The sequence below is a fragment of the Collinsella sp. An307 genome (assembly GCF_002161805.1).
Lineage (GTDB): Bacteria > Actinomycetota > Coriobacteriia > Coriobacteriales > Coriobacteriaceae > Coprousia.
The window spans coordinates 113,421-137,018 of sequence record NZ_NFIP01000007.1 but is presented as its reverse complement, the minus strand read 5'-3'; the positions used below and the strand labels follow the sequence as shown (position 1 = coordinate 137,018).

Here is a 23,598-nt window from a genome sequence, read left to right as displayed (position 1 = left end):
TGTTGAGGAGGCGTGTATGAGCCTTTCACATGTTGAGCACGATGTTTCCGGATTCTCCGAAAAACTGCCGCTCGAGCGCATCATAGAGGTAGGCGGTACGACGTATAGGATAAGCGACCTTTCCGCAATCGACGGTATCGATAAGGCGCCCTTCTGTCTTAGGGTGCTGATCGAAAACGTGGTGAGAAGGTCTAAGGACGACGATGCCGCACGAGCTGCTGCCGCCGCCATCGTGGACGCCACGGTCTCCGGCTCCGCATCGACCGAGATCGAATTCATGCCAGCGCGCGTGCTTTTCCAGGACTTCACCGGTGTGCCGGTCTTCACCGATTTTGCCGCCATGCGCGACGAGGCTGCGGCTCGCGGGAATGACCCGGCGCGCGTGAATCCGCTCATCCCTTGCACACTTGTGATCGACCATTCTGTTACGGCCGATGTCACCTCTTGCTCCTGCGCAGCCACGGAGAACGCCCGTATCGAGGCCGAGCGCAATGCCGAGCGATTCTCGTTTCTTAAATGGGCGGCGTCGAGCTTTGACAACGTTAAGATCGTGCCGCCGGGAATCGGCATCTGCCACCAGCTCAACGTTGAGCGGTTTTGCCGTGTGGTATGGACCGATGGCGACGTTGTCTATTTCGATACGCTCGTGGGAACGGACTCCCATACGCCCACCGCTAACGGACTTGGCGTGCTTGGCTGGGGCGTGGGCGGTATCGAGGCCGAGGCGGCGGCTCTGGGACAGCCCATCACCATGAGCGTTCCCCCAGTGGTCGGCGTTCACCTAACAGGTACTCTTGCTGAGGGAGTGAGCGGCATGGACGTTGCGCTCTCCTTTGCCGAGAAGCTGCGCACAGAGGGCGTCGTAGGCTGCCTTGTCGAGTGCTTCGGTCCCGGTGTTGAGGCGCTCAGCGTCACCCAGCGCACGACCATTGCCAATATGACGCCAGAATACGGGGCCACCGCCACCTACTTCCCGGCAGATGAGGCAACCCTCGCCGAGCTTACCCGTTTTGGGAGAAGCGAGGACGAGGTCGCACTCGCCCGTGCCTACCTTATCGCTCAGGGCATGTTTGGCTCAGCGAGCGACGTCGTCTACAACCGAGTTATTGAGATTGACCTCTCCGGTATCGAGCCATCCCTGGCGGGCCCCTCGCGCCCTCATGACCGCCTGCCGGTGCGCGAGCTTCGCTCACGCTTCCGCGCTGCGCTTGCAAAGCAGGGAAGGGCGCCAGAGGAGTCCTTTACTATCGATGTCGGTGGGCAGAAGGAAACCGTGCGGCATGGCGCTATCGCCATCGCGGCGGTTACAAGCTGCACTACGGCGACCGACCCTGCCATGATGATCGCGGCCGGACTTACGGCTAAGCGCGCGGTTGAACTCGGATGCACGGTTCCCGTTTGGGTGAAGTGCGTGCTTGCACCCGGCTCGCACGCTAACACCGAGATGCTTGAACGCGCCGGGCTTCTTGAACCGCTCGCGGAGCTTGGGTTTGCCGTGTGCGGATGGGGTTGTATGAGCTGCATCGGCAACTCTGGACCTATTTTGGACCTGTTTAAGCCCATTGCCTCCTCTTGCGAGCTCACGAGCGTGCTTTCCGGCAACCGTAATTTCGAAGGCCGCATCTCGCCGGATGTCAGCCAGAACTATCTCTGCGCTCCCGCACTCGTCATCGCGCTTGCACTCGCGGGTACCGTCGACATCGACCCGTCATGTGAGCCGCTTTGCGCCGGTTCGCACGGTCCCGTGTACCTTTCCGACCTCTTGCCGAGCGACGAGGAGATCGCGGCGGCGCTTGTTGCCGTTGATCTCTCAGACGTGTATGCAAAGGTCTCTCACGGCGAGCTTACGGGAAGCGCCGCGTGGCAGGCACTTCCGGTCGCCCAGGGAACGACCTACGCCTGGGATGAGGCATCGACCTACGTCCGCCGTCCAACGTTTGTTGACGACGTCAGCGCCTCAGAGGTCTTCTCTATTGAAGGTGGTCGAGCCCTCGCGGTGCTCGGCGACTTTGTGACCACCGATCACATCTCACCGGCAGGTTCCATCGCCCCTGATTCGCCTGCCGCAACCTATTTAAAGGATAGGGGCGTATCTCAGGGCGATTTCAACTCTTATGGATCTAGACGAGGAAACCACGAGGTCATGATGCGCGGCACCTTCGCTAATGTGCGCCTCGTGAACCAGATGGTTCCCGACCTTCGCGGCGGTTGGACAAAAGACCCGCTGACTGGCGAGACCGTGCGCATCTTCGATGCCTCGCAGACGGCGCGCGACCACAAGATTCCCCTTGTGGTCTTTGCCGGCAAGATGTACGGATCGGGCTCCTCGCGCGACTGGGCCGCAAAGGGCCCGATGCTTCTCGGCGTGCGCGCCGTCGTCGCCGAGAGCTTCGAGCGCATCCACCGTTCCAACCTTATTGGCATGGGGATCGTCCCACTGCAGTTCCGCGAGGGGGAGTCGGTTGCATCCCTTGGCATCACCGGTGACGAAGACATAGAGATCTCTCCCATCGATTTCTCCTCATGGGGTGCTCTCCCGGTTGAGACCAGCGTTGTCCTTCGTCGCCCAAACGGAGATACCTCGACGTTTTCCGTTATCGTCCGCGTTGATACGCCAACTGAGGCCCGCTATCTCGCATCCGGTGGTATCCTGCCATTTGTACTGAATCAGGTTCTTGAGCGCGCGTTGCGCTAGCTGGCCGAGTGAGGAGACGCTTCCGTGATTTGTCCGCATTGCAACACAACCGTTCCCGACGGATCTACGGTATGCCCGCATTGCAGCGCGCTCATCGGTACTTCGGGGAGCGCCTCCACACATGACTTCATTTTCTGCGAGGGCTGCGGCGCGCGCCTCACTCCCAAGGACCGCACCTGCCCCAAATGCGGACGACCTGCGCCCGGAATCCTCTCCACCGAGGCGTCGGCCGCAGATCTTGCTGCTGGAAAGACCGCAAGTTTTCCCAAGCTGACTGACGATGACGTTCGCACGCGCCCGTCTGCGGCGGAAGTGCTCGATGTAAGCCTTGATCCATCGGCCACTAACGTCCTCAAGTTCAACGATGATGCTCCTGCGACATCTTCTCATGATGAGGACCCCTATCACGCGCACCGCCGTCCTGTGGGCAAGATCGTCGCTGCTATCGCGGTGATTTCGCTCATTGGAGCCTGCGCTTTCTTTGTGGTGGCAGACCCCTTCGGTGTTATGCCCGGCGTCTATTCGGAGATTGAGCGCCAAGCGGCGGAGATGTTCCCCTCGCGTCAGGGTGCCGTGACACAGGATCAGGACAGTGACGAGGCGGGCGAAGAGGAAGCTTCACCCGAAGAAGATGAGATCGAGCTCACCGACGAGTCTCTGCTCACCGATGCCGAGGCCTACGATACGCTTACGCGCATCTACGAGGAGATCGGCGGCTACCAAGATCCCCTGGGTGATGTTATCGACGACTACAACGGGGGCTTCCTCCTGTCCAACCTTGAGCGTCGCCGCGAGGCCTCAGCGAGCGCTTACGCGCTGCGCGACCAGGTCCAGGCAACCCTCGACGAGCTTTCCGAGATTCACCTCGAGGACGGTTCCCCCTATACAGAGGACCTCAACCACCTGGTTCAGCTCGCAACATGGATGTACAACCGTGTTGACGTGCTGTGCGATTCCTGGGACATCTCTTTGAGCTACCCTGACGGCGAAAGCCTTTCCGCCCATAAATCCGAGATCTCTCAGCCTCTTCGCGATGCTCTCGATGGATCCGGTCAGAACCAGAACCTCACTCTGTTTGAGGAAAACTTCTATCAGTGGAAACCCGTTCAGCATTAGCGTGTGCGCTCTGGGCATCTTGCATGCTCACTTGGTGAAATTGCGAGGTTATTGCTAGAATAGCGAGCGTATACGTATCGTTTTCGGGGAGGACCTTGCATGTTCGGGTTTATTCCAGACCTATATACGCCCGCCTATCAGCTTGAGGGTGACGAAGAGGCTGTCATCGAGACGAGCCGCGGAACCATCCGCGTTCACCTTGATGGTGAGGGCGCACCGATTCACGTCGCAAATTTCTGCGAGCTTGCTTCGAGCGGCTTCTACGATGGGTTGAAGTTCCATCGCTATGTTCCGGGCTTTGTTATCCAGGGCGGCTGCCCCAATACGAGGGATATGACTCCCGAGGACGTCGCTGCGGGCAAGCCCGGCCCTGATGGCATGCCCGGCACGGGTGGTCCCGGTTACTGCATCAAGGCAGAGTTCGGCACCAACCCGCGCAACAGCCACGTCGACGGCGCGCTCGCTATGGCGCGCTCGCAGCGTCCGGATTCCGCCGGTTCCCAGTTCTATTTCTGCCTCGGTCCGCAGCATAACCTTGATTCCGGGTACACCGTTTTCGGCACCACCGTGGAGGGTATCGAGGTCGAGCGCGAGCTTCGCGCCGGTGATGTGATCGAGCATATCGAGATCGTACATTCCAGCAAAGGGGAGTAACCGTATGAACAACCAGTATCTCGAGCAGGCGCGCAGCGCCTATCGTGCCGGCGATTTCTCTGCCGCTGCCCAGATGTTCGCCGCCGCCAAGGATGCCAACGAAGTTGCAGGCGAGGTGGATCACCTTCGTGGTAACTCGCTTATGAAGCTCGGGCTTTGGCGTGACGCCGCATCCGCCTACGAGCAGGCTCTCTCCGACGCCGCCTATGGTAAGCGGGGTGCCCTTCATACGAACCTCGGTAAGGCTTACGCTGCGGCGGGGGAGTACGATCGTGCTGCCGATAGCTTCCGTGAGGCCGTGAAGGACGCCACCTACGCTACGCCCTATAAGGCCTATCTCGGCCTTGGCGACGCCCTTCTTGCGCAGGATAACGTTGTGGAGGCGGGCACCGCCTTCCGTCAGGCGGCGATCGATGCGGCTAACCCTGCTCCTTCGAGCGCGCTTGCCGACCTTGCCTCCTGCTTCATCAAGCTCGGCCGTCCCGGAGACGCCGTCGAGACCTACCGCACGGCGCTCGACTTCGCCACCCCGCGCGATGACACCCGCGCAATCAACGCCGGTCTCGGTCAGGCGCTCATTGCGCAGAATCGTCCGGCCGACGCCATCGATGCTTTTACTGCCGCTACGGCAGATGGTATCTACCAGCTCACGCGCGAGCAGCAGGATGATTTCGCCCGCGCTCAGGATGCGCTCGACGCGCTCAACGCCCAGCGTGCCATGGCGCCCACGGGTACGGCTCCGTCGGCTCCCGTCGACCCGCTCGATCCGCTCGGCAAGTCCGGTGCGTTCATGCCCGACCCCTCCGACACTGGCTTCTTCACGATGAGCGAGTCTGAGCTTATCCAGCAGGATCGCGAGTCCATGAAGGTGCGTCGCAAGAAGCGCCACACCGGCCTCAAGGTCTTTATTGTCCTTCTGTTTCTCCTTCTTATCGCCGCCGGCGGCCTTGGTTTCGCCTATACACGCGGCCTTGGTTTCCCCTCCCAGCAGGATGCGCTGACGGGTCTTTTCAACGCCGTCACCGAGGGTGAGGACACGAGCTCCTACCTCGCTCCGGGTCTTGACGAGGCCTCCCGCTCGCTTATCACCTCCACCATCCCCGAGGACGCCACTCCCACCATCACCGCCATGGATCAGAACATGACCTCTTCCAAGGCCGAGGTTGAGGTGGAGCTCTCGCTCGGCGGCACCCAGACCTATACTGTCGACTTCGTTCGCACGGCCAACCACATCGGCTGGGCGGTCGCGTCCATCGATATCGACTTCAGCGGATCCAACACCGTGTCCACGTCTGATGATTCCGACGAGGGCGCCGCTGATGAGGCCCCTGCTGACTCTACCGCCGAAGAGACTGCTGAGACGGACGGTTCTGCAGCCTAGTATGGGTATTTTGATGTGAGGCCGCATGCGCTCTGCCGTTATGTGGCCTTTGCTCTACACTAGCCGAAAGGGGCTCGTGCATTCTTCGAGCTCCGCTTCATGATGTTCGAACGATCGGGGAGCTGCATTGTTTTCTCTGACGGATATGTTATTTGGCCAGTACGCCGGTGACCTTGCCATCGACCTCGGCACGGCAAACACCCTTGTTTCCGTACGTGGCAAGGGCATTGTCATCCGCGAGCCCTCTGTTGTCGCCATCGATAAGAACGATGAGCGCATCTTGGCCGTGGGTATTGAGGCTAAGCGCATGCTCGGCCGTACGCCCGGCAACATCGTCGCCGTACGCCCTCTGAAGGATGGCGTTATCGCCGACTTTGACGTTACCGAGGCCATGCTTCGCTACTTCATCGACAAGGCGAGCGAGAAGCGCTACCCCTGGACGCCGCGTCCTCGCGTGGTCGTCTGCGTTCCCTCCGGCGTGACGTCGGTCGAGAAGCGCGCGGTCTTTGAAGCCACCATCTCTGCCGGTGCCCGCCAGGCCTACCTCATCGAGGAGCCCATGGCAGCCGCTATCGGTGCCGACCTGCCTGTTGAGGAGCCTACCGGTTCGATGGTTATCGACATCGGAGGCGGCACCACCGAGGTTGCCGTTATCGCTATGGGCGGCATCGTCGTCTCGCGCTCCATCCGTATCGCCGGCGACGAGTTTGACCAGTCGATCCTCTCCCATGTCCGCGATGCCTACAACCTCGCTATCGGTGAGCGTACGGCTGAGGACATCAAGATCAAAGTTGGCTCTGCCGTTCCGCTGAAAGACGAGCTCGATGTGGAGGTCAACGGCCGCGACGTCATCACCGGTCTGCCCAAGACCGTGCGCATCGAGAGCGAGGAGATCCGCCGCGCTCTGCAGAAGCCGCTTGACGAGATGACCAAGGCGGTAAAGGACGCGCTCGACGCAACTCCGCCCGACCTTGCCTCCGACCTCATGTACTACGGTATCCTGCTCACCGGCGGCGGTGCGCTTCTGCGCGGTCTTGATGTGCGCCTGCGCGATGAGACCGGCGTGGCCGTAAACGTGAGCCCCACCGCGCTTGACAATGTCGTTAACGGCTGCGCGCGCGTGCTGGAAGCCAACGCCTTCGACGGTGGCTTCGTCCAGAGCAATGCTTAAAGGAGGGCTATAGCTCTTGCCTAAGTATCAGAGCTACTCGACCAACCTGAATCAAAGACGGCAATCAACGGGTTTGCGCCCGTTGATTGTCTTATGTGTGGTATCGATTCTCGTCCTCACGTTCTACCTTCGTGAGGGGGAGTCCGGTCCCATCCATACCCTGCGCGCCGGCGTCACGACAATCACCACGCCCGCGCGCATGGCCGGCAATCTCGTTTCGGCACCCTTCAACGCTGTCGGGAATATCTTTGGCAACCTCACCGCTTCGCGTGCCACCCTTGATGAGCTCGAGGCCGAGAATGCCGAGCTTACCGCACGCGTGGCTGAACTTGCTGAATACCAGGCGACATCCGAGCGGCTCGAGAAGCTGCTCGATTTGCAGTCTACCTACAACCTCCAGTCGACAGCTGCCCGCATCATTGGCCAGTCCTCGGATGCCTGGTCTGACACGGTCACCATCGACAAAGGGTCTCTTGACGGCATCTCCGTGAACATGCCCGTCACCAACTCCACGGGCGTTATCGGTCAGGTTATCGAGGTTGCCCCCAATGCCTCCACGGTTCGCCTTCTAACGGACGAGGGGTCTGGCGTCTCCGCAATGATCCAGGACACCCGCGCACAGGGCATGGTCCAGGGCCAGCCCGACGGCACGCTGCGCATGGATTACGTCTCCGTCGATGCAGACGTTAAAGAGGGAGACATCATCATCACCTCAGGCATTGGCGGCGTGTATCCCAAGGGCCTTCCCATAGGTACGGTTGCCTCGGTTACCAAGAACTCCAACGATGTCTACTACACGATTATTGTGAGTTCCGCATCGAGAACCGAGAGCAACGAGGAGGTTTTGGTAATAACCTCTCTTACCGAGGAGCAGACCGCCACTGACGAAGACGTTGTCTCGGCAAACAATACGCCCGCCGGTGGGGAGCGAAGCCAGGGTGACGCATCTGGCGAAGGCTCGACTGAATCAACCGACACAACCGAGGGGAGTGAGTGACGATGCCTTTTGATTACCGTGATACGGGGCGCGGCAACCGTGCCATCATCATTGCGGGCGTCATCGCTTTCATTCTCCAGGTGGCCTTGGGTCCGCAAATCTCCGTCTTTGGTGGCCGGATCAACTTCATGGCCGCATTCGCCTGCGCCATCGCTCTTCAGGGCGATGCGGGTCTTGCTGCCATCGTCGGCTTTATTTCGGGTCTCAGCTACGATCTCTCCGCGCCTGTTCCCGTCGGTCTTATGGCGCTCATCCTCACGGTCGGCTCGTTCTCGCTTGCCACAGCCAGCGCGGGCGTGGGCGGTGCGCTTTCATCCCGCTCCTTCCAGTTCCTTGCCATCACGCTCATTGCCGAGAATCTTGTCTACGGCCTCGCACTTGTCATTATGGGCGTTGAGGGAAGTATCCTCACCGCGCTGCTCGGGCATGGTCTTGCGAGCGGCATACTCTCGTCGCTTATCGGGGCGCTCTTTATGATGGGGCTCTCCCAGGTCTCTGGTTCAAGCCGCAGTTTCAGCGCTCGCGGCAAGGGGACGCGCTTTAAGGGCATCCGTTAGGAGTAGCGTATGGATGCTCAGATCATCGTTCTCGTAGCTGGCCTGGTGCTGCTCCTTGTCATCATCGCGTCGCTCATTTTTCTGAGGGGCTACTCGGGCAAGTACACCTACGACACGGCCAACGGCACGCGCCCACGCGCGTCGGAAGGGGAGGGAAACACCCTCGGCGTCACCTTTAAGGGGCGCTTCCGCTTCCTTATGGCAGGCGTAGGTGCGATGTTTGCCGCTCTCACGGCAAAGCTTTGGAGCATGCAAATGGTCAGCTCCGACTATTACGACACGCTCTCACAGCAAAACCAGACGCGCACCGTCCGCACCTCGGCGCCGCGCGGACGCATTCTGGACCGCAACGGCAACGCGCTCGTCACCAACCGCCCGTCGCTTGCGGTAACGGCCTACCGGGACCTTGCCGATGACACGGTTCTCGTACGTCACCTCTCCAATGTGCTTGGCATCCCCTATGTTGCCGCGCTCCGCAACATTCAGGACAACACTGAGGGCGCGCAGGCGCGCCATACCATCGCCACCGATGTGCGTCGCTCCACCATCGCCTACATCCAAGAGCACGCGGCAGACTTTTCTGGTGTTGTGGTGGACGAGAGGACCGAGCGTCAATACCCTTACGGGTCACTCGCCGCGCACGTTCTCGGCTACACCGGCACCGTCACCCAAGAGCAACTCGACGCTCAAAAGGAGGCGGGCGCCGGAGACGCTAGCCAGATCACCTACAGCTCAGGCGACGTCGTCGGTCAGGCCGGTGTCGAATACGAGTACGAGTCTCTTTTGCAGGGCATTAAAGGCGAGCAGATCGTAACTGTCGATGCCTCCGGCAACGTAACCGGGCAGAGCTCCTCGGTTGAGGCGCGCGCCGGTTCCGATATCAAGCTCACCATCGACGTCAAGATTCAGCAGGCGTGCGAGGACGGCCTTAAGCACGCCATCGACGTCGCCAAGCAGTCTGGTTACGAAAACGCCGGTGCCGGCGCCTGTGTGTGCCTCGATTGCACCAACGGGGAGATCCTCGGCCTCGCGAGCCTTCCCACCTTTGACCCGAGTGTCTTTGTGGGCGGCGTGTCCACCGAGGTGTGGAACGAGCTCAACAGTGAGGAAAGCGGCACGCCCATGCTCGACCGCGCCATCAACGGTCAGTACATGTCCGCATCAACCATCAAGGTCCTCTCCGCCCTTGCCGGTCTTGAGTACGGCATCTACTCGTCATCCCGCACTACGGAATGCACCGGTTTCTGGACGGGCAACGGCGAGGCGGATGGCAAGAAATGCTGGCTCGAATCAGGCCACGGCACCATGAACCTGCAGTCCGGTATTGCCAACTCCTGCGACCCGGTGTTCTACGATATCGGTCGCGATTTCTTCTACTACGACAAGGCGCCCGAAGGCCTTCAGGAGATGTTCCGCCGGTGGGGCCTGGGCTCGAGGACGGGAGTAGACCTCCCTAGCGAGGCTGAAGGACGCGTCCCCGATGCCAAGTGGAAAGAGGAGTATTTCTCGGACTGGCCCGCCGACCAACGTACGTGGAACCCGGGTGACATGACCAACATCGTCATCGGTCAGGGCGACATCCTCGTCACGCCGCTTCAGATGGCCTGCGTCTACGCGGGTATCGCCATGAACGGCGTCGAGTACACACCGCATGTCTTTCATTCCGCGGTCTCCCGAGAAGGGGAGGGAGACGCCTATCTCTACAACGAATCCGGTAAGAAGGTACGTCTCGAGGCAAAGATCAACTCAGAGGATGACCTCGCGCTGGTAAAGCGTGGCATCCATGATGTTATCTACTCCACGGACCGGTCCCTTGCCTCGCACTTCAACAACCTTCCCGTCGAGGTCGCCGGTAAGTCGGGGACGGGTCAGAAGAACAACGAGGACGACTACGCGTGGTTCTGCGCCTATGCGCCGGCTGACGACCCCAAATACGTGGTCGCCGCCGTGCTCGAACAGGGCGGTGGCGGCTCTGCCACGGCGTCACGCGCCATCCGCGATGTCCTCGGCGTTATCTACGATGCGCCCGATACCTCGTCCGACTCCGGCAACAGCGCGGTCCGGTAAGGGAGGTTGACCATATGCCGCTTCAAGCACAGTCGCGCTCTCAGAGCAGCCTCCGACGCGTAAACCGCTCTCGTTCGCAAGCTAAGGGTAGCTGGCGCTCCACGTTGCAGGTTGGCGTGCTGGCCGCATGGGTCGGTCTTATGGCGTTTGGCTCCCTGGTGATCTGGTCCGCATCGCTCACCATCGCCGACGCCTCCTTCTCGCGCCACTTGCTCGGCATCGCGCTCGGCATCATCTGCGCTACGGCCGTTTGGCGCTCGGACCTCCGCAACCTCGCCAATATCTCGACCGCACTTCTTGTGGCCGACATCGTCTGCATCTTCCTGCCGTTCGTACCCGGCCTTTCCCATAACGCGCAGGGCATGACGGGATGGATTCGCCTTCCGCTCATCGGACTCACCTTCCAGCCGGTAGAGATCGCAAAGCTCCTCACGGTCTTTTTCATGGCTTCGCTCGGTGCGCAGTACAACGGACGCATCGATACCGTGCGCGACTACATGAAGCTCTGCGGCATGCTCGCCATCCCGTTCGTATGCATCATCATCCAAGGTGACCTGGGCAGCTCGCTCGTGGTGTTTTTCGCCGGAGCAGTGATCATCATGATGAGCGGCGCGCGCAAGGAGTGGGTGCTTTCAACCATCGCCCTCATCATCGGTCTTGTGTCCCTCATCTTGGCAACGGACTCGGTCATTGACGGCCTCTTTGGAGACAGCGCCTCGCTTATCAAGCAGTATCAGATGAACCGCCTGCTCGTCTTCATCGACCCCTCCGCCGATACGTCGAGCGACGGCTACAACCTTCTGCAGTCGCTGATCGCCGTGGGCTCCGGCGGATTCTTTGGAAAGGGGATCGGCAACGCCACCCAGTCCGGGTCTGGCTTCTTGCCCGAGGCGCATACCGACTTTGTGTTCGCGCTTCTATCCGAGACGTTCGGCTTCGCCGGCGCCATGCTCGTCCTCATCCTCTTTGCCACCCTTATGCTCTCGACTATCCACGTAGCCGTGAAGAGCGACAACCTGTTTTTGCGCCTTGTATGCGTGGGCATCGTGGGCATGTGGATGTTCCAGATCTTCGAGAATATCGGCATGTGCATCGGCCTCATGCCCATCACGGGCATCCCGCTGCCTTTCATAAGCTTTGGTTCATCTTCCATGATCGCGCAGTGCACGGCCGTGGGCATCGTACAATCTATCTGGAGATGTCGCGCTAAAGCAGCGTGACAACAACCTTTGACGAAGGGCTCATCATGAAGATCCCCTGGGAGCAGCTTCCCCTAAGCGGCGTCATGAACGCCTTCAAGCTCGGCATGGACGCAACGCTCGAATCGGATACGCCGGTTCGCGTAGCCGTCTACGTTGACGCCACCGCTCCGCGCGCAACCGTCGAGGCGGTTCGCGACGCCTTCGTACCACAGACCACCTCAGCGCTCGTGCGCGTGGAGCGCCTTGTGGCCGAGCCCGTCGTGCCCAAGGCGGACACGGATGTGGTGCTCGTCCTCACCTCGGGCTCTCCCTACCTCGAAGATGCGGTGCAGAAGCTCGTGATCGGCGGCGCTCCCGTCTGCGTTATCGCCGACTCAAGCGTCGAGGTGCCCTTCATCGAAGCTGACACGCCGCTCCTTGGCCTCATCGCCGCTTCTGATCCTGCCCACCTTAAAGATGCGCTTTCTCGCTGGATCCTCGACCGCACTGAGAAGGACGCTGCTTTTGCGGCCAACTTCCCGTTCATGCGCGAGGCGGCGGCGAACCGCATCGTCACCACCACCGCGCTCGCAAACCTCGCCACAGGCGTCCTCGTGTTCATGCCCGGTTCCAATTTCCCCGTCATGACCTTCGCCGAGGTGGGTATGGCACTCAAGCTGGCCTCCACCTACGGCTACCGCCTGCGTCCCGAACGCGGTTATGAGATTGCCGGCGTGGTGCTTTCGGGCCTTGTGCTCCGCACGCTGTCGCGCGCGGCCTGCGCACAGGTGCCGCGCCTGTCCTTTGCGGTCAAAGGCCTCATCGGCGGATTCGGTACCTACGGAATGGGTATGGCGCTTGCCGCCCTCTATGCGCACGGCCTTGAGTACGACCGGCTGAACGAGCGCGTGCGGACGGCCGCCGGCGTCGCGCGCGACGCCGTATCACGCGGTAACGACCTCGTGAATCAGGTTAGGGCCGGCGTCTCTCAGGCACAGGGCTCTGCGGAGGTGATCTAGGGCGTGCGCACACCGTACCAGAACCGATTCGCGGACATTGAACCGCTTCTCGCCCATGTAGAGAAACCGAGCCGCTATATCAACCACGAGTGGGGTACGCTCTCCGAGCAGGATGCCTCATACCGCGCCTGCCTCATTTACCCGGATGTGTATGATGTCGGTCTACCCAACCAGGGCATAGCCATCCTCTACGCGGCGCTCAACCGTGCGCCCGGCATCTCATGTGAGCGTGGGTACATTCCCTGGGTCGATATGGCAGATGCGATGCGTACTGCCGGCATCCCGCTTCTTTCACTCGAGGGGGCGGCCCCGGCTGCGTCCTTTGACGTTGTAGGGTTCCACATCCCGCACGAGATGGCGGTCACCAATGTGCTCGAGGGCCTCGACCTCGCCGGCATCCCCAAGTTCGCTGCCGATCGCGGGGAGGATGACCCGCTCGTCATCGCGGGCGGACCCTCCATCTACAACCCCGAGCCCTACTGCGACTTCTTCGACGCCATCCTCATCGGCGAGGGTGAGGAGCAGATTGTCGAGTTCTGCGAGATCCATCGACGCCTGCGGGATGAAGGGCGCTCGCGGGCCGAGATCTTGCTCGAACTTGCCAAGGTAGGCGGCGTCTACGTTCCCCCGCTCTACGAGGTCCGCCATGACGAACTGTGCACGCGCTGGGGCTATACCGTTCCCGTAGATGGCGCAGAGGTACCTCCTGTCGTCTACAAGCGCGTGGTGCGTGACTTTGGCGCGACCGACCCCTTGGCGCAGTCCATCGTCCCCTATACCGAGCTCGTTCACGACCGCCTGTCGGTCGAGGTGCTGCGCGGCTGCGCCCGTGGATGCCGTTTCTGCCAGGCCGGCATCACCTACCGCCCGGTGCGCGAGCGTACCGCCGACCAGATTGTCTCTTCCGTTATGCGCGGCCTCGAGAAGACAGGCTACGACGAGGTCTCGCTCACCTCGCTCTCTACCACGGACCATTCCTGCGTGAAAGAGATCCTCACGAGGCTGAACCACCGACTGGAAGGGACCGGGGTCTCTGTATCGGTTCCTTCGCAGCGCCTGGACTCCTTTGGCGTTGAGATGGCTCTTGCCGTTGCGGGCGAGAAGAAGGGCGGCCTCACCTTTGCACCGGAGGCGGGAAGCCAGCGCCTGCGCGACATCATCAACAAGAACGTGACGGAAGAGGATCTTGAGCGCGCCGTCCACGCGGCTTTTGAGGCCGGATGGCGCCGCTGCAAGCTCTACTTCATGATGGGACTTCCCGGTGAGACCGACGAGGACATTGTCGCCATTGCCGAGCTTGCCGACCACGTCCTCGACATTGCTCGTGAGGTCGTCCCCAAAGGCCAGCGCGGAGGCCTCTCCGTCTCCGTCTCGGTCGCCGTATTCATCCCTAAGGCATGGACGCCCTTCCAGTGGTGCGCCCAGCTCGATGACGACGAGGTCAAGCGGCGCCAGCAGCTCCTGCTCAAAAGCGTGCGCAACAAGGCTGTGCGTGTGCACTACCATGACGCCGAGACGTCCCTTATCGAGGCCGTCCTGTCGCGCGGCGGGCGCGCCCTCGCCCCGGTCATTCTTGGCGCATGGGAGCGCGGGCAGCGCTTCGACGCATGGTCCGAGCATTTCGAGCTCGACCGCTGGCTTGACGCAGCTGCCGCATGCGGTATAGACCTGCGCGAGGTGGCGCATGAGGAGTTCCCCCTTGATGCGCGCCTTCCCTGGGAGCATACGAGTCCCGGCGTCTCGCGCGGGTTTCTTGAGCGGGAATGGCGGCGCGCCCTCGCGGGAAAGACCACGGCCGATTGCACAAGGGAGAGCTGCACCGGCTGCGGCGTGTGCCCGACGCTCGGCGCAGAAAACGTTCTGATAGGGGAGAGATCATGACCGTAGCGGAACCCACGCTTTTCTGTCTGCGCGTCCGCTATGTCAAGCAGGGGAGGCTCAAGCATCTCGGACATTTGGAAGTCGCTCGCACCGTCGAGCGATCCGTGCGTCGTGCAGGGCTTCCTTATGCCGTCACGCAGGGCTTCTCGCCGCATATGCGCATCGCGTTCTCTTCGGCCCTGCCGGTAGCGACGTCGTCAGTCTGCGAATGGTACGACCTCGTCCTTAAAAGCTACGTCCCTGCCCCAGAGGCGCTTGAGAGGCTTACCGCCGCAACTCCAAAGGACCTTGCTCCTACGCAGGCCGGCTACATCGATATGCGCGCGACTACTCTCGGCCTTCTGATCACGCGTCAGGATTACCACATCCACCTTGCTACGTCGTATACGGCAGAAGATATCGATCGTGCACTCGGTACCGTCGCGTCGCTGGGCAAGGTGAACTACCTGCGCGGTAAGAAGGAGAAGGTGCTCGATCTTTCCGCCACGCTCGCAGCGTGGTTTGTGGAGCAAGCTGACGGGGGCGTGAACATCACGCTCAAAACCCGCTCCAGCAACGAGGGCTCCCTTCGCCCGGAGATCCTCCTCACGGCAATCGACCGCGTTCTCACCGGCACGCTGGAGACCGAGCCCATCACCTCAACCGGAACACCTGAGCTCGCCTGCTTTACGCGTATCGAGGTCGAGCGTGCAGATCAGTACGGAGAGGACGAGCAGGGCGGTCGCATCGACCCCCTGTAAGCGTCCCGCACCGATAAGGTGTCAAAAACTTGTGTACGAGCTGGGAATTTTCATTGACGTGCACCTCAGAGGCTGCTATAGTTCTCGGCTGTTGCACTAACAGATGCATGAAGGGTCTAGAGAATGTACGCAATCGTTTCCACCGGCGGCAAGCAGTACAAAGTCGCCACCGACGACGTCATCACCGTCGAGAAGCTCGAGGGCAACGTCGGCGATAAGGTCGAGCTCCCCGTCATCTTCCTGAATGACGGCAAGAAGATCGTCACCGACGCCGCCAAGCTCGCTAAGGCCAAGGTCACGGCTGAGATCGTCGATCAGTTCAAGGGCGAGAAGCAGATCGTCTTCAAGTTCAAGAAGCGCAAGCGCTATCGTCGCCTCAAGGGTCACCGTCAGCAGCTCACTAAGCTGAAGGTCACCAAGGTCCAGGCCACCTCGCGCGCCACCAAGAAGACGGCCACCGCTGAGGCTGAGGCTCCGGCTGCCGAGTAGCACAGGCACTCCGCACGTAGTTTGAAAGAGCAGGTAAAGACATGGCACACAAAAAAGGACTCGGTTCCTCCCGCAACGGCCGTGACTCCCACGCCCAGCGACTTGGTTGCAAGCGTTTCGGCGGTCAGGTTGTGAAGGCGGGCAACATCCTCGTTCGCCAGCGCGGCACGCACATCCACCCCGGCGCCAACGTCGGTCGTGGTAAGGACGACACGCTGTTCGCCCTCGTTGACGGTACCGTTCAGTACCACAAGGGTGTCAAGCACCGCGTGAGCGTCATCCCCGCTGCCGAGGCTGTCGAGGCGTAGCAGCTCACCCTTCATAGAAGCATGATTGTCGGGAGACCCTCGCGCATGTCGGGGGTCTCCTGTCGTATGAAAGCGAGTCACTCGTGTCTCAGTTTACCGATCTGTCCCGCATCAATGTAAAAGGTGGAGATGGCGGCGCAGGCTGCATGTCCTTCCGTCGTGAGGCGCACGTCCCCAAGGGCGGCCCTGACGGTGGCGACGGCGGTCGTGGCGGCGATGTCATCATCGAGGCATCCGCTCAGCTCTCGTCACTTATCGATTACCGCTACAAGCACCATTTCCGTGCCGAGCGCGGGACCCACGGTAGGGGAGCGCGCAAGGACGGCCGCGACGGCGAGAACCTTATCCTCAAGGTTCCCGTTGGCACCGTAGTACGCGAACTTGACCCCGATACGCAGGAGCCGCTTTTTGAGATCGCGGACCTCACACGCGACAAGGAACGGGTCATCGTCGCACCGGGCGGCGCCGGTGGTCTGGGAAACACCCATTTTGTGACCTCGGTGCGCCGTGCGCCCGCCTTCGCCCAGCTCGGCGAGCCCGCTCAGGAGCATTGGATCGAGCTTGAGATGAAGCTCATGGCCGACGCGGCCCTCGTTGGATTCCCAAGCGTTGGTAAGAGCTCGCTAATCGCCCGCATGAGCGCCGCACGCCCCAAGATCGCAGACTATCCCTTCACCACCCTCATCCCTAACCTCGGTGTGGTTCGCGCCGGCGAGTACTCCTATGTAGTCGCCGATGTGCCCGGTCTTATCGAGGGGGCAAGCGAGGGTAAGGGCCTGGGGCACCAGTTCCTGCGCCATATCGAGCGAACCGCCCTTATCATGCACGTCGTCGATATCACCGGTGGCTTTGAGGGACGCGATCCGGTGGAGGACTACCGCATTATCAACGAGGAGCTGAGGCGCTACGCCTCCGAGCTTGCCGACCGCCCGCAAATCGTCGTCGCCAACAAGTGCGATGTCTCTGGCATGGAGGACCGCGTGGCTGCGCTCAAGCGCGCTGCGATCGAGGACGGTCATCGCTTCTTCGCCGTTTCTGCGGTGACGGGTGCCGGTCTCAACACGCTTATGCTCGCATGCGGTGAGCAGGTTGCGGAGCTTAGGCGCGCGCTTGCTGCCGAGGCGCCCGCAGAGGCTCTCGACGAGCACTGGGAGCAGCGCCGTCGTGCACGCGAGAAGCGCTTCCAAGTCGTGTGCGAGGAACCCGGCGCCTTCCGCGTCATCGGCACGCAGGTGGAGCGCCTCGTGGTCCAGACCGACTGGGAGAACGAGGAGGCGCTCATCTACCTCCAGCACCGCTTTGCGCGCATGGGCGTGGACGACGCGCTCGAGAAGGCGGGGTGCCGCCCCGGCGACGAGGTCCGCATCGTAGGCCGTGCCTTTATTTTCGAGGGTGCCGAGGAGATGGACGAGGACGGCGACGATGGTATCCTAGAGGAGGACGTCTTGACAGAGGAATCTGTCGATTAGCCGAAAGGGGAGCGCGTGGACCGCAGTGCCTCTCAACTTCCCGAGCTCGGGCAGGATCCGGGCCGTGAATACCGCCTCGGCATCATGGGCGGCACCTTCGACCCCATCCACTACGGGCACCTCGTTACCGCTGAGCAGGCGCGCGAGGCGCTCGCGCTCGACCTTGTCCTGTTCATGCCGGCGGGAAGCCCTGCTTTCAAGCAGGACCGAGAGGTCACGAGTCCGGAGGATCGCTATGCGATGACGGTGCTCGCAACCGCCGCCAATCCGTCCTTTTATGCAAGCCGCTTTGAGATCGACCGACCCGGCGTGACGTACACGGTGGACACGCTCAAGGCGCTCAGGAGCGCCTATCCTGCAAACGTACACCTCTACTTCATCACCGGGGCCGACGCAATCATCGATATCGTCACCTGGCACGACGCCGCAGAGATAGCGAGCCTCGCCACGCTCATCGCGGCGACGCGTCCGGGCTACGACATCCGTCAGGCTCAGGCGCGCATCGCCGCGTCGGGAATCGACTTCGACGTCCGTTATATCCAGATTCCCGCGCTCGCCATTAGCTCCACCAACATCCGTGACCGCGTTCGGCTCGGTAAGAGCGTGCGTTACCTCACGAGCGAGTCGGTCATGGGCTATATCAACAAGAACCGTCTCTACCGGATGTAGGGACGTTGTAAGGAGGCGAGCTCTTTGGGCCGCAACTGGATGCTAGAAGACGACGCCATATCCTTTGATGAGGAGAAGGATGCGACCATTCGTCGTATGCGCGATCTGCTCGCGGTTCGCATGAAGGATGCGGCAAAGCGCCATCGCCATTCGCTCGGCGTTGCCAGGACCGCGGCCTCGCTTGCTTTGGTGTACGACGTCGATGTGTTTTCGGCGTACGCCGCCGGCCTTATCCACGATTGGGATAAAGTGATTCCCGATGACGAGATGCTCGCCCGTGCGCTTCGCTACCATATCCCCATCGAGGGAGATCCCGCGCAGGCGTCCCCGCTTCTGCACGGACCGGTTGCCGCACGCGAGCTCGTCGAGCTCTTTGGAGAGCTTCCTTCTGAGGTGTTCCAGGCAGTTGCGCGCCACACCCTTGCTGCGCCGGATATGACGCCGCTTGACATGGTCGTGTTCGTCGCAGACGGCATCGAGCCCAACCGCCACGGTGCTTACGCCGAGCACCAGAGGGACCTTGTGGGCGACGTGACGCTTGAGGAGCTCTTCTTAACGAGCTTCATCGGCGGCATCTCCTACGTACTCGATACGAGGCGCTACCTTTATCCCGGCACCGTATCCATCTATAACGACTATATGACCAAGAAGGGCTGAACATGACCGAGACCACCAACGAGAACACGATTGAGGACATGCAGAACGAAGAGGATATCGAACTCGGCTACGCACATAGCTTTGAGCGCACGGCTGCCTCTCTTTCTTCCTCCGGCGTAGACGCGCGCGAGGTCGCCCTCACGGCCGCTCGCGCCGGTGACGACAAGAAGGCCGACGACGTGACGGTCCTCGACCTTACCGCGCTCTCGGACGTATGCGACTACTTCGTGATCATGTCCGCCTCCAACTCGCGCCTCGTCGATGCCGTCGTCGATGAGATCGAGGAGCGGATTGCAAAGACCTGCAACGAGCACCCGTTTTCCATCGAGGGTCGTGACCAGCGCAACTGGATCCTTATGGACTACGGTACCGTCATCGTTCACGTCTTCACCCCTGAGACGCGCGATTACTACCGCCTCGAGAAGCTCTGGGGCGACGCACCGCGTATCGAGATCGCGTAGTCCTTCGCAATATCGACTCACCATAGGCCCTGTCGTCTTCGGCGGCAGGGCCTATTCTGTAGGCTTATTCTGCGTGAGGAACTTGTCTTCCCGCACAAGATCGCGTTCAAAACGAGCGGCGCGCCCAAAGCTTACCGCGCCTGCGCCAAAGCGCTCTCTCACATGGTCGACGGCAACGGAGAGTCCTCTTCGGTCGCTCGAAACGGCACCGCGTTCATCCACATCGCAGAACAGGTCGGTCTGCACGCCCTCGTCGGCGTCGAAATCGCTGATGCCTATCCCCAGAAGGCGCACGGGCATACCGGGTTGCCATAGCGAGTCGACGAGCTCGCGCGCCACTGAGACAAACAGGTTCTCGTCATCGGTCGGGTGGGGGAGTTTGCGCTGCGCCGTGTGACCACTGCCGAAGGTGTAGCGGACCTTAACCGTAACGGTCCTTCCGACGAGCCCTTTTCTTCTCAACCGGCGGCCAACCGACTCACCCAATAGGGCGAGCGCAGCGTAGACGTCTTCACGAGCCGTGAGGTCGTGAGCGAAGGTGCGCTCGTTGCTGACCGACTTAACTTCGTCAGGAGCATCTTGGGGCTTAACCGAGCTCTGCTCGCGCCCCTGGGCGCGCAGTTTCATCATCTCGGCAGCTGACCCAAAGATGGGGGCGAGCTTTGCCACCGGTGCCTCCGCAAGCGCGCCGAGCGTGCGAATACCCGCTTTCGCCAGTGCGGCATCGGCGGCTTTACCGATACCGCTCATGGCGCGCACCGGTAAGGGCGCCAAAAACGCCGCCTCGGTACCGGGGAGCACCACCGTGAGGCCCCGGGGCTTGTCGCGCTCGCTCGCGATCTTGGCGACCGTCTTGTTGGGTCCGAGACCGATGGAGCAGGTGATGCCGAGCTCCGATACGCGCCGGGAGATGCGCTGCGCAATCTCAACAGGGCTCTCGCGCGAGAAGCGGCCCGGAGTGATATCGAAAAACGCCTCGTCGATGGAAACCTGGTCGATATACGGTGTCTCATCCGCGATGATGGCCATAACCTTCGCGCTCATTTCGCGGTACCGATCAAAATGACCGTGCGTCCAGATGGCATCTGGACAGAGCCGCTTGGCCTGCGCGGAGGGCATAGCCGAGTGCACACCATAGGGCCTCGCCTCATAGGACGCCGTGGATACGACACCGCGCTCCTCGGGGCTGCCACCGACGATAACGGGCTTACCGCGCCATTCGGGATGGTCGAGCTGCTCTACGCTCGCAAAGAACGCGTCGAGGTCCATAAGGCCGATGGCCGGACCCCTCCACCCGCCGAACAGGCCGGCGGTGACGTCGGTGAGATCGTTCCCTTGGGCGTATGTATGTTCGCTATCGTACATATGCGCAGTATAGCATCTTGTGCGTTGCGTGCGCATTCGTCGCAAAGGGGCCTTGCAATATTGTAAGAAGTGCGTATTATATGGAACCGCCTGCGGAAATACCGAAGTTCCTGCGCGTTGGCAGGACGCACGCCCCTCCGTTGGCGTATCATAACCATTTGTTTGTCTGTCGTCGCAGCCATACCGGCTGCCTGGTTGGAGGAGTTTTCATTGGCAGTCAAGATTCGTCTCGCCCGTCACGGCTCTAAGAAGCGTCCGTACTACCGTGTCGTGGTCGCCGATTCCCGTTCGCCCCGCGATGGTCGTCTGATCGAGGAGGTGGGCCGCTACAACCCGCTCACCAACCCCAAGACCATCGATCTCGACATCGAGAAGATCAACGACTGGCAGTCCAAGGGCGCCCAGCTGACCGACGCCGTCAAGGCGCTCGTCAAGGCCGCCGAGGAGGGCCCCAAGGCCGAGACCGCTGTCAAGAAGTCCAAGAAGCAGCTTGCCAAGGAGGCGGAGGCCGCTAAGGCGGCTGAGGCCGAGGCTGCCGAGGGCGCCGAGGAGTAAGCGGTGTCTGAGGAGCTTAGCGGCGCGCTCGAAGGTGAGGAGCTCCTCTCGGATCGCATCGCCGATCTGGTGGAGTACCTCGTCGTGAGCATTGTCGACGAGCCGGATGCCGTGAGTCTCGAGGTCATCGACCGCGAGGATGCCTCCACTATCGAGGTTTCCGTCGCGGATTCCGACGTTGCCAAGGTCATCGGTCGCCACGGCCGCACGATCAAGGCGATTCGCACGCTCGCTCGTGCACTCGCAGCCCGTCTTGGAACGGCTGTCGAGGTCGAGGTCCTGGGCTAGGCATCTTGCCCGTACGGTATCGAAATATCGCCCGTGTGGTTAAACCGCACGGCAAAGCAGGGGAGGTCGTCGTGCAACCGGTGCGCGGCCTCCCTCTCGTTTTGAGCGAGGGGCTCTCCGTGGCCTTGACGCCCCCTGCCCTTAAGCGAGACCGTTGGTGCTTGGTCGAGCACCTCTCGACAAGCGGAGACGGGGCACTTGTTTCCTTCTCCGGCATAGACTCCATGAGCGATGCTGAGGCAATCTCGGGTTGCTATGTCCTCGCACGCGAGGACGACATCGAACTCGGCCCCCTCGAGGCTTCCGTAGAGGAGCTCTCGGGTCGCGCGGTCGTGGACGAGCGCTACGGCGTGCTCGGCGTCGTGCGCGACATTCTCGAGCTTCCCGCTAACGATGTCTGGGTGGTCGACGGCGGCGCCTATGGCGAGGTGCTCATTCCCGTGGTGGAGGACGTTATCCCTACCATTCCTGAGTCTGGAGACATTGCCGTCCGCATCATGGACGGCCTCATCGAGATGAACGATAGCGAGGTGTCCTGATGCGTATCGAAGCGCTCTCCGTCTTTCCCGAGATGTTCGATACCGTCATGTCGACCTCGATCTTGGGCCGCGCCCAGCGAGCCGGCCTCTTTGAGTTTCGTGCCCACGACCTACGGGATTGGACCCACGACCGCCACCGCACGGTCGATGACGCTCCTTTTGGGGGCGGTCAGGGTATGCTCATGAAGGTCGAGCCCATTGCAGAGGCCCTCGATGATCTCATCGCCCAAAGCCCTCGTCCCCATATCGTCTTCTTCACGCCGTGCGGGGACCCGTTCACGCAGGCGACCGCTGAGCGGCTTTCCACCAAAGAGCGCGTCCTTTTCGTTTGCGGGCGCTACGAGGGTATCGACGAGCGCGCCTATGCTTATGCCGACGAGCGCATCTCCATCGGTGACTATGTGCTCACAGGCGGTGAGCTTGCCGCTATGGTGGTGACCGACGCCGTGGTTCGCCTCATTCCCGGGGCCCTCGGTGACGATATGAGCAACGTCGACGAATCCTTCGCAACCGGTGCCGGTGGCGGCCTTCTCGAATATGCCCAGTACACCCGCCCGGCAGAGTTTCGCGGGAGCGGAGTTCCGGAGGTCCTTCTCTCTGGGGACCATGCAAAGGTTGCCGCATGGCGTCGCACCAATGCCATCGAGCGCACGGTTCGCTGGCGACCGGACCTGATCGAGAGCGCGGACCTCACCGATGAGGAGCGAGCGTTCGCCTGCGACCTACTTGCCTCGGCCAACGGATCTGTCGACAGCTCGGTAAAGGGGGAGTGAGCATGGAGCGAGCCCGGTCCTTCCTCTACAGCGTTCTCGAATGGGTTGCGGTTTTTGCCGTCGCCTGCCTCTTCATGATCATCGTACGCACCTTCGTAGTTGAGCCCTACTACGTCCCAACGGCTTCCATGGAGCCCACGATCATGGTCGGCGACCAGTTACTTGGCCAAAAGGCGACGCTCGAGCTGGGGCAGGACGTTTCGGCAGGCGACATTGTTGTCTTCCGCAACCCTACGAGCGCCGGGGACCACGATGTTCTTGTCAAGCGCGTCATCGCAACCGGTGGTCAGACCGTGGACCTTCGCTCGGGTAAGGTCTACGTCGACGGACAGGAGCTCGACGAGCCCTACGCAGCGGGTCTCACCTATGAGCTTGCCCAACAGGCTCCGGGCATCTCGGTGAGTTTTCCCTACACCGTTCCCGAAGGTTCGGTCTGGGTTATGGGAGACAACCGCGAGAACTCCGCCGACTCACGCTATTTTGGCGCGGTGCCGACCGAGAACCTCGTCGCCGTAGCCTTCGTGCGCTATTGGCCGCTCGACCGCATCGGCGCCATCGAATAAAGC

At 61.4% G+C, this 23,598-nt stretch carries 24 protein-coding genes; 23 read left to right on the top strand and 1 reads right to left on the bottom strand.

All coding sequences use genetic code 11. The features are described 5' to 3' along the window. Positions 1-16: 16 nt before the first annotated feature. From acnA to rsfS, 18 genes are all read left to right on the top strand, one after another. Positions 17-2,695 (top strand): aconitate hydratase AcnA, encoded by a 2,679-nt coding sequence (acnA, locus tag B5F89_RS07360; RefSeq protein WP_087431127.1) that lies wholly within the window; start codon positions 17-19, stop codon positions 2,693-2,695. A gap of 24 nt (positions 2,696-2,719) precedes the next feature. Then, positions 2,720-3,811: a zinc ribbon domain-containing protein gene (locus tag B5F89_RS07355; RefSeq protein WP_087431126.1), complete on the top strand. Its 1,092-nt coding sequence runs from the start codon at positions 2,720-2,722 to the stop codon at positions 3,809-3,811. Positions 3,812-3,910: 99 nt separating this feature from the next. Then, positions 3,911-4,465, top strand: a complete 555-nt coding sequence (locus tag B5F89_RS07350; protein ID WP_087431125.1) for a peptidylprolyl isomerase — start codon at positions 3,911-3,913, stop codon at positions 4,463-4,465. Positions 4,466-4,469: 4 nt separating this feature from the next. Further along, positions 4,470-5,846: a tetratricopeptide repeat protein gene (locus B5F89_RS07345; RefSeq protein ID WP_087431124.1), complete on the top strand. Its 1,377-nt coding sequence runs from the start codon at positions 4,470-4,472 to the stop codon at positions 5,844-5,846. 145 nt (positions 5,847-5,991) lie between these two features. Beyond that, positions 5,992-7,017, top strand: a complete 1,026-nt coding sequence (locus B5F89_RS07340; protein WP_087431123.1) for a rod shape-determining protein — start codon at positions 5,992-5,994, stop codon at positions 7,015-7,017. Between the two features lie 16 nt (positions 7,018-7,033). Next, positions 7,034-8,014: a rod shape-determining protein MreC gene (gene mreC / locus B5F89_RS07335; protein ID WP_239286708.1), complete on the top strand. Its 981-nt coding sequence runs from the start codon at positions 7,034-7,036 to the stop codon at positions 8,012-8,014. Positions 8,015-8,016: 2 nt separating this feature from the next. Then, positions 8,017-8,571 carry a hypothetical protein gene (locus B5F89_RS07330; protein ID WP_087431121.1) on the top strand — a complete coding sequence of 185 codons (555 nt, stop codon included), beginning with the start codon at positions 8,017-8,019 and terminating at the stop codon, positions 8,569-8,571. A 9-nt stretch (positions 8,572-8,580) separates the two neighbouring features. Further along, on the top strand, positions 8,581-10,638 hold the full coding sequence (gene mrdA, locus B5F89_RS07325) for a penicillin-binding protein 2 (RefSeq protein ID WP_087431120.1): 2,058 nt from the start codon (positions 8,581-8,583) through the stop codon (positions 10,636-10,638). Positions 10,639-10,652: 14 nt separating this feature from the next. Continuing rightward, positions 10,653-11,858, top strand: a complete 1,206-nt coding sequence (locus tag B5F89_RS07320; protein WP_087431119.1) for an FtsW/RodA/SpoVE family cell cycle protein — start codon at positions 10,653-10,655, stop codon at positions 11,856-11,858. A gap of 26 nt (positions 11,859-11,884) precedes the next feature. After that, a complete protein-coding gene (locus tag B5F89_RS07315) occupies positions 11,885-12,838 on the top strand; it encodes a hypothetical protein (protein WP_087431118.1) in 954 nt (317 codons plus the stop codon). Positions 12,839-12,841: 3 nt separating this feature from the next. Next, the gene (locus B5F89_RS07310) at positions 12,842-14,719 is read left to right on the top strand and encodes a TIGR03960 family B12-binding radical SAM protein (RefSeq protein WP_087431117.1); all 1,878 of its coding nucleotides are present in this window, start codon (positions 12,842-12,844) and stop codon (positions 14,717-14,719) included. Then, positions 14,716-15,459, top strand: coding sequence for a TIGR03936 family radical SAM-associated protein (locus tag B5F89_RS07305; RefSeq protein WP_087431116.1), 744 nt, complete (start codon positions 14,716-14,718; stop codon positions 15,457-15,459). Before B5F89_RS07310 ends, B5F89_RS07305 begins: the two co-directional genes overlap by 4 nt. A gap of 123 nt (positions 15,460-15,582) precedes the next feature. After that, complete coding sequence (gene rplU, locus B5F89_RS07300; RefSeq protein ID WP_087431115.1) at positions 15,583-15,948, top strand: 50S ribosomal protein L21; 366 nt, start codon at positions 15,583-15,585, stop codon at positions 15,946-15,948. 41 nt (positions 15,949-15,989) lie between these two features. Beyond that, complete coding sequence (rpmA, locus tag B5F89_RS07295) at positions 15,990-16,256, top strand: 50S ribosomal protein L27 (RefSeq protein ID WP_087203712.1); 267 nt, start codon at positions 15,990-15,992, stop codon at positions 16,254-16,256. Positions 16,257-16,339: 83 nt separating this feature from the next. Continuing rightward, positions 16,340-17,725, top strand: a complete 1,386-nt coding sequence (obgE, locus tag B5F89_RS07290; RefSeq protein ID WP_204230642.1) for a GTPase ObgE — start codon at positions 16,340-16,342, stop codon at positions 17,723-17,725. Between the two features lie 15 nt (positions 17,726-17,740). Then, positions 17,741-18,394, top strand: a complete 654-nt coding sequence (nadD, locus tag B5F89_RS07285; RefSeq protein ID WP_087431113.1) for a nicotinate-nucleotide adenylyltransferase — start codon at positions 17,741-17,743, stop codon at positions 18,392-18,394. A gap of 24 nt (positions 18,395-18,418) precedes the next feature. Continuing rightward, complete coding sequence (yqeK, locus tag B5F89_RS07280) at positions 18,419-19,051, top strand: bis(5'-nucleosyl)-tetraphosphatase (symmetrical) YqeK (protein ID WP_239286707.1); 633 nt, start codon at positions 18,419-18,421, stop codon at positions 19,049-19,051. Between the two features lie 2 nt (positions 19,052-19,053). Then, on the top strand, positions 19,054-19,512 hold the full coding sequence (gene rsfS, locus B5F89_RS07275; RefSeq protein ID WP_087431112.1) for a ribosome silencing factor: 459 nt from the start codon (positions 19,054-19,056) through the stop codon (positions 19,510-19,512). A 51-nt stretch (positions 19,513-19,563) separates the two neighbouring features. Here rsfS and dinB read toward each other — a convergent pair whose 3' ends face one another. Next, positions 19,564-20,877 carry a DNA polymerase IV gene (gene dinB / locus B5F89_RS07270; RefSeq protein ID WP_087431151.1) on the bottom strand — a complete coding sequence of 438 codons (1,314 nt, stop codon included), beginning with the start codon at positions 20,875-20,877 and terminating at the stop codon, positions 19,564-19,566. A 210-nt stretch (positions 20,878-21,087) separates the two neighbouring features. Between dinB and rpsP the strand changes: the two genes are divergently transcribed. From rpsP to lepB, 5 genes are read left to right on the top strand one after another with little or no spacing between them, the layout of a single operon-like run. Then, positions 21,088-21,432, top strand: coding sequence for a 30S ribosomal protein S16 (rpsP, locus tag B5F89_RS07265; protein WP_087431111.1), 345 nt, complete (start codon positions 21,088-21,090; stop codon positions 21,430-21,432). Between the two features lie 3 nt (positions 21,433-21,435). Further along, on the top strand, positions 21,436-21,720 hold the full coding sequence (locus tag B5F89_RS07260) for a KH domain-containing protein (RefSeq protein WP_087431110.1): 285 nt from the start codon (positions 21,436-21,438) through the stop codon (positions 21,718-21,720). Between the two features lie 35 nt (positions 21,721-21,755). Then, positions 21,756-22,259, top strand: coding sequence for a 16S rRNA processing protein RimM (locus B5F89_RS07255; RefSeq protein ID WP_255375174.1), 504 nt, complete (start codon positions 21,756-21,758; stop codon positions 22,257-22,259). Then, positions 22,259-23,032 carry a tRNA (guanosine(37)-N1)-methyltransferase TrmD gene (gene trmD, locus B5F89_RS07250; protein ID WP_087431108.1) on the top strand — a complete coding sequence of 258 codons (774 nt, stop codon included), beginning with the start codon at positions 22,259-22,261 and terminating at the stop codon, positions 23,030-23,032. The genes B5F89_RS07255 and trmD overlap by 1 nt, the downstream gene beginning before the upstream one ends. A 2-nt stretch (positions 23,033-23,034) precedes the next feature. Continuing rightward, complete coding sequence (lepB, locus tag B5F89_RS07245; RefSeq protein ID WP_087431107.1) at positions 23,035-23,595, top strand: signal peptidase I; 561 nt, start codon at positions 23,035-23,037, stop codon at positions 23,593-23,595. Positions 23,596-23,598 lie beyond the last annotated feature (3 nt).